Genomic DNA, 4,814 nt, shown 5'->3' on the forward strand with positions numbered 1-4,814 from the left:
AACAGGCCACTCTTTTTCTTCTCTTTCAGGTAGTAATGCGATTCTTCTTCCGTCGCCGCTTTAATGGTGACGTTATTGCCCGCATTCAGCGCCACGTTGCCGTCGCCCACCACCTGCGAACCGGTGACCTTCAGGTCGTTGCCGGCGGAGACCTTCACGTTGTCGCCGGAAAGCAGGGTGCCTGCCTCGCGGGTGGCGTAGTCTTCCTGCACGATTGCAGGGGAATGGCTGCGGGAGATTGGCGCGGATGAGGGCACCACGTTGGATGTGGGGATTGCGGCGGGCGTCGTTCGTGTTCGGGTGGCGGAAGCGTAGCATTGAGAACAGGCTCCCGGCCTTAGGGCCGGGAGTGTACAAGTTCATTGTATTTGATAAGGTTTATCTTATTGGATCGAGGTTATTATTCCAGATTTTTTACAACTACAGAACCTGACATTATTTCCTTAGGAAGTATATATATTATCTTTCTTACTTCCTCTGGAAGTTGATCATATCTCAAGCAAACTTTGGGTTTAGCTATCAATTTATAGCAACTATCATCCCTACGTATATCATAACTACAAATCCCTTTGCATGCTATATTGATAAAGGACTGTAAATAACGTTCGCGCTGCTCTTGTGTTAAAAATAAAGGTAAGTTCTCCTCAATTATCTCAATATCTGTCGACACACCCAAAGAATGAAAGTAATCGTAAATAATTTCATAATTATCAATGAACCTCCTAACTTCCTCTGGCATTTCACAACCTCCTCCTGTTGCAAAGTGCGCTAAAAGGCCATCTTTGTAAGACGAGAACCAGTCTAAATCATTAGATTCTAAAAACTCATCATCCATATACATAATTATTTAGCCCCCAAAATATTTGTACAGTTCTCACAGCGAGGAACTAACTCATCTGTTCTCGGGCGAACTGCGGGTGTAAATTTGATATCCTTAAGTGTTAGATTAGGATTAGATAGTAGAAGCTCATTTTGCAGTTCTATATTCTGCGCAACCCATAAAAGCCGGAAAACGTGGCGCTGGATGAGGGAAAATCAGAAGCCAAAGTAATTTATCAACCTGTTTACTCGCCATGGGTGAATCACGCCGAACTGCTCTGGCAGTCGCTTCACGACACGATCCTCCGAAATCATCAGTACTGTTCGATGTGGCGATTGTTGAACAAGGTTCATTATTTTATAGAAACCGTGAGCCCATTCCCCAGAGGTCAACATGGGCTGGCAAAAGTGTAGTGGCATTAGGCGAGGCCGTTTTAAGATTATTCGCCATACATTTTCGGAAAGTACTCATTGATTTTATCATTGAAAAATATTCTATCCGTAGTAAAATCAGCTGTATTAGAAACAGTTATTCCATAACGAAGTTCTTTAGGAAAGTCCTCAATAGAAGCATAAACAGTCGGCATTAAATACCTAAAATAGTCTCCCATTTTTGTTTCACCATCATAACCAACTGGATAATCTTGCCCTGGATTATCTCCTTCTATACCATGATAAACAAAAAAGCCTTTTCTTGAAGGCAAGTTACATTCTCTTGGACTTCTGTCGTAACTAGAACGCCCTTTTATAAGTTGTTCAACATCTTTTCGAATTGGTAAATGATGAAATCTTAAGCCTGAATAGAGATCTAATATAGTACTACCTCGCTTATTATCTGGGTAAAAATCAAACTGCTCGGATTCCTCCCACATATAATGTGTTAACTGATCTAACAAACTCTCCACATCATTAATTGACAAAAGAGCTTTAGGTAAATCGCCAAAACAGTTATTCACCATTACCGCAATATTTTCAGATTTATCCATGGCAAACCAAGTGAATATCGTTCCAAACTCTGGCTTCCAGTTAACATTTAAGACACTCATGTTTATTTTCCTTTTGGCCATGTTATTTGACAGTTTTTACAAGGCATTATAATTGCGTCTGATGTGATTTTTCCTTCGTTATATACTATTCTTGATCTCACAGCATCTTTAAATTCAATTCGCTCTGGAGCTACTTCTTGACGAATTAATTAATCAGCACCAGAAACTTCGGCATATGCACCAGATTTATTTTTACAAAAGCCAAATAGCTTTGCATAATAGCGCTACACTCGCTGGAGTGTGGCACCCCGTCAGTACCGGCCTCACTTGATGAGAAGTGAAGCATAAATGTGCGAAGTTATTTATTAAACTCATCTATCTCAACACCTAATTGTTTCTCAATATACTTAACCGTATTAGGATGTAAAGCCTCTGCTGTTATATTAGCATTGCTATTACCTATAGCCGTTTTACCTGTCACTGGATCATATACACCAACCATTGTTGCATTTTTATTTGCCTGTAATTTAGATGTAAAACTATTAATTTCAGCCAATAAATCTTGCTGTGCCTAGGTCGCCACTTTGTCAGAAGGCCGGCCAGTCCTTATTTCTGGCAATCAGTCAGCTCTTCACCAGCTCGAAATTTACCCAAAAAAAGATTGCTAGCACAGCCTTCGTTAGTAAGCTTTACTCTGGTTGATAACGATCATCTTGAATAATATAAGGTTCTGCAATTTCTTCCCACACAACCTGCGCCATTTTTTGCCATTCCGTTGGTTTTTTCTGTTTTTTTATATAATCTCTAATTAACTTAACCGCTTGGTTAAAATCATGCCTGTTTAACTCAACAAATGAATAAAATTTTAAATATTCACCTTCTTCAGATTTTATTATCTCATGCAATTTAGGATAATCAGGCAAAAACACAGCATCTAATAAATCACCAAATGCATCCCAGTAACTTCCATTAACAAAACTGCCTGTTCTTTGAAACTCAGCCTCTCGCTGCTCTTTATTATTCCAACCGATAAATAAACTCGCCCCCATAACATCACCTCATAATAATAATTTTATCCTGCTGTGTTTTAGGCAGTGTTTTTATATAATCCATAAAAATTTTCTGATTGGTTCGTGTTAGCACCCTAAAATCAACCGGAACAAAATCGGCCTTTTTTAAATGGTCTTGAATAACATCTTTACCCGAGCCAGAACTCATATTTTTCTCATAAAATTTATTTAACCCATCGATCTCTTTTTGTGACAACTTATCAGTCGTATACATAGCATCTACTGTTTTACCTTTATTTGGGCCAGATGTGATCACAAAATCAGGAGATGTGCCAGAAGTCGCTCCCTTCGGTGGCGTATAGCGCTCCATTTGGCCTAATGCAGGCTCAAGCTGGGCTGCTGTTGCGGCTTCGGCAGGCTTCAATTTCCCACTGCCACCAAGATCAGGGGTATTAAGACGATCCTGCCCCTCTAAAGGGGTACTTTTTATTTTAACCTCATTTAACCCATCGCTATTCTTGACTATTTGGGTACTCGTCCCCTTCCCAACTGCTGAGTTATTAACAATCCCCTCTACAGCCTCCTTCGTCGCCTTACTCCCCAGCTGTTTCTCCATCGATATCACAGCTTTAAGCTCAGCAAGTTCCACCGATGATAGCTTACTGATACCCGCCACCGTTAACCCGGCAGGAACCGCTTCGGCACCAATCGTCTCAACAACCCAGTTACTTACCTGAACGGCACACGATGGAGGGTTAGATGCACACGTACTCGCCGCTGACTGAGCAGCAGCGATCAACGCAGGAGCAGCATTGGCAATACCCCCTCCCACCAGTGCACCAGCAATAGCTTTGTTTACCGCCTGCCCTCGCTGGCATTCCGCACCTCCGGGGTTAGTCGCACATGAGAGCACATCTTTACCATGCTCCTGCACAAACTTTGTCTGAGTTTCGTCGTTGCCACCAATGAGATTATTGTTAATCGCGTTCTGGCCAGCCTGTGCACCTGCAACCGTATTGGCCGTACTGCCACCAGCGATACCGCCCGCCATGCCCGCTGCCAGTGAACCCAACGCACTGAGCGTCTGTTTTTGTTCTTCCGAATATTGCGATGGTTCGACACCTGGATAGAGTTTCTCAGCCAGATAACGGGCAGCCAGTTCACCACCTGTAACACCCGCAGCACCTGCCAGCCCACTGTTGCCGTTAACTTCCGCCGCAATTGCCCCCCACACAGCATGGGCCATCACATTGGCAGCATCGTTATCACCCGTATACTTCTTGATTTGCTCTGCAATATATGGGCTGGCACCACCCGCCAAGGCTTTACCAATGTCCCCACCGGCCAGACCAGTTAGTATTCCGGTTACAGCCTGTGCGGTTTTTTGCAGTGAACTGCCCGTGCCGTAGGTTTCCATAACCGCCCGGCTAATCTGGTCATTTATCTCTTTTTCTGTCGGATTCAGTTTACCCAGACCTGCCAGAACCTCTTTGGCAGCTTGTTGAGCCTGCGGGTCATTCAAGGCTTTAGCTGTCTCGATTTGGCCCTGCGTCCTGATAACATCCCCAACCTGCGCCCCTATCTCACCTATCAGCTGAATCTCCTTCAGCCGGTTCTGCTCTTTCTCTTTATCAAAGATAGGCGCAATGCTGCCGTTCGCATTCTCCGGGTCACGGCTCAGGTCCGTGATATCCTGCTTCTGATTCGCTTCATCACGAATCACCACGCTACCGCCAGACACCGCCGACTGCGTGGTGCCTGAGGCATGTCCTTCATTGTTCCCGCCAATCGCTGTCAGGTTGCCCGCGTTGCCAAGCGCATTACCTAAAATACCGCTACCGGTGCTAAAACTGCCACCCTGGTGCTCCGTCTTGAAATCTGCCTTATTGTCGATATCGCTGAAGCCCAGCGTACCGGTATCCAGCCGGTTCTTACTCTCATCCGCCGTGCTCGCTATCACCGCGCCGTCAAGCTGGGTATGCTTGCCGACCGTGATATC

At 44.3% G+C, this 4,814-nt stretch carries 5 protein-coding genes and 2 pseudogenes; 1 reads left to right on the plus strand and 6 read right to left on the minus strand.

Going from position 1 to position 4,814, the window contains the following annotated elements; translation table 11 throughout:
* Together C8D90_RS21815 and C8D90_RS21820 are read right to left on the minus strand one after the other, a co-directional pair.
* Positions 1 to 212 (minus strand): annotated as a pseudogene (locus C8D90_RS21815) (hemagglutinin repeat-containing protein); the annotation flags it as partial.
* Between the two features lie 188 nt (positions 213 to 400).
* Positions 401 to 841: a hypothetical protein gene (locus C8D90_RS21820; RefSeq protein WP_115460552.1), complete on the minus strand. Its 441-nt coding sequence runs from the start codon at positions 839 to 841 to the stop codon at positions 401 to 403.
* A 156-nt stretch (positions 842 to 997) separates the two neighbouring features.
* Between C8D90_RS21820 and C8D90_RS22345 the strand changes: the two are divergent.
* Positions 998 to 1,233: pseudogene (locus tag C8D90_RS22345) on the plus strand (transposase); the annotation flags it as partial.
* Positions 1,234 to 1,259: 26 nt separating this feature from the next.
* Here the strand turns inward: C8D90_RS22345 and C8D90_RS21830 are convergent.
* The 4 genes from C8D90_RS21830 to C8D90_RS21840 all read right to left on the minus strand — a co-directional run.
* Positions 1,260 to 1,865, minus strand: a complete 606-nt coding sequence (locus tag C8D90_RS21830; protein ID WP_115460553.1) for a hypothetical protein — start codon at positions 1,863 to 1,865, stop codon at positions 1,260 to 1,262.
* A gap of 298 nt (positions 1,866 to 2,163) precedes the next feature.
* Positions 2,164 to 2,361, minus strand: a complete 198-nt coding sequence (locus tag C8D90_RS22060; protein WP_147291399.1) for a hypothetical protein — start codon at positions 2,359 to 2,361, stop codon at positions 2,164 to 2,166.
* A 133-nt stretch (positions 2,362 to 2,494) separates the two neighbouring features.
* Positions 2,495 to 2,854, minus strand: coding sequence for a hypothetical protein (locus C8D90_RS21835; RefSeq protein ID WP_115460554.1), 360 nt, complete (start codon positions 2,852 to 2,854; stop codon positions 2,495 to 2,497).
* A gap of 4 nt (positions 2,855 to 2,858) precedes the next feature.
* Positions 2,859 to 4,814: VENN motif pre-toxin domain-containing protein (locus C8D90_RS21840; protein ID WP_162844449.1), on the minus strand; the 1,956-nt coding region annotated here is incomplete at its 5' end.

The sequence above is a fragment of the Enterobacillus tribolii genome (assembly GCF_003363015.1).
Taxonomy (GTDB): domain Bacteria; phylum Pseudomonadota; class Gammaproteobacteria; order Enterobacterales; family Enterobacteriaceae; genus Enterobacillus; species Enterobacillus tribolii.

What these genes read in the sequence shown, in the direction of transcription:
- C8D90_RS21820 (WP_115460552.1), bottom strand. Translation starts at nt 841, where the DNA reads ATGTATATGGATGATGAGTTTTTAGAATCTAATGATTTAGACTGGTTC.
- C8D90_RS21830 (WP_115460553.1), bottom strand. Translation starts at nt 1,865, where the DNA reads ATGAGTGTCTTAAATGTTAACTGGAAGCCAGAGTTTGGAACGATATTC.
- C8D90_RS21835 (WP_115460554.1), bottom strand. Translation starts at nt 2,854, where the DNA reads ATGGGGGCGAGTTTATTTATCGGTTGGAATAATAAAGAGCAGCGAGAG.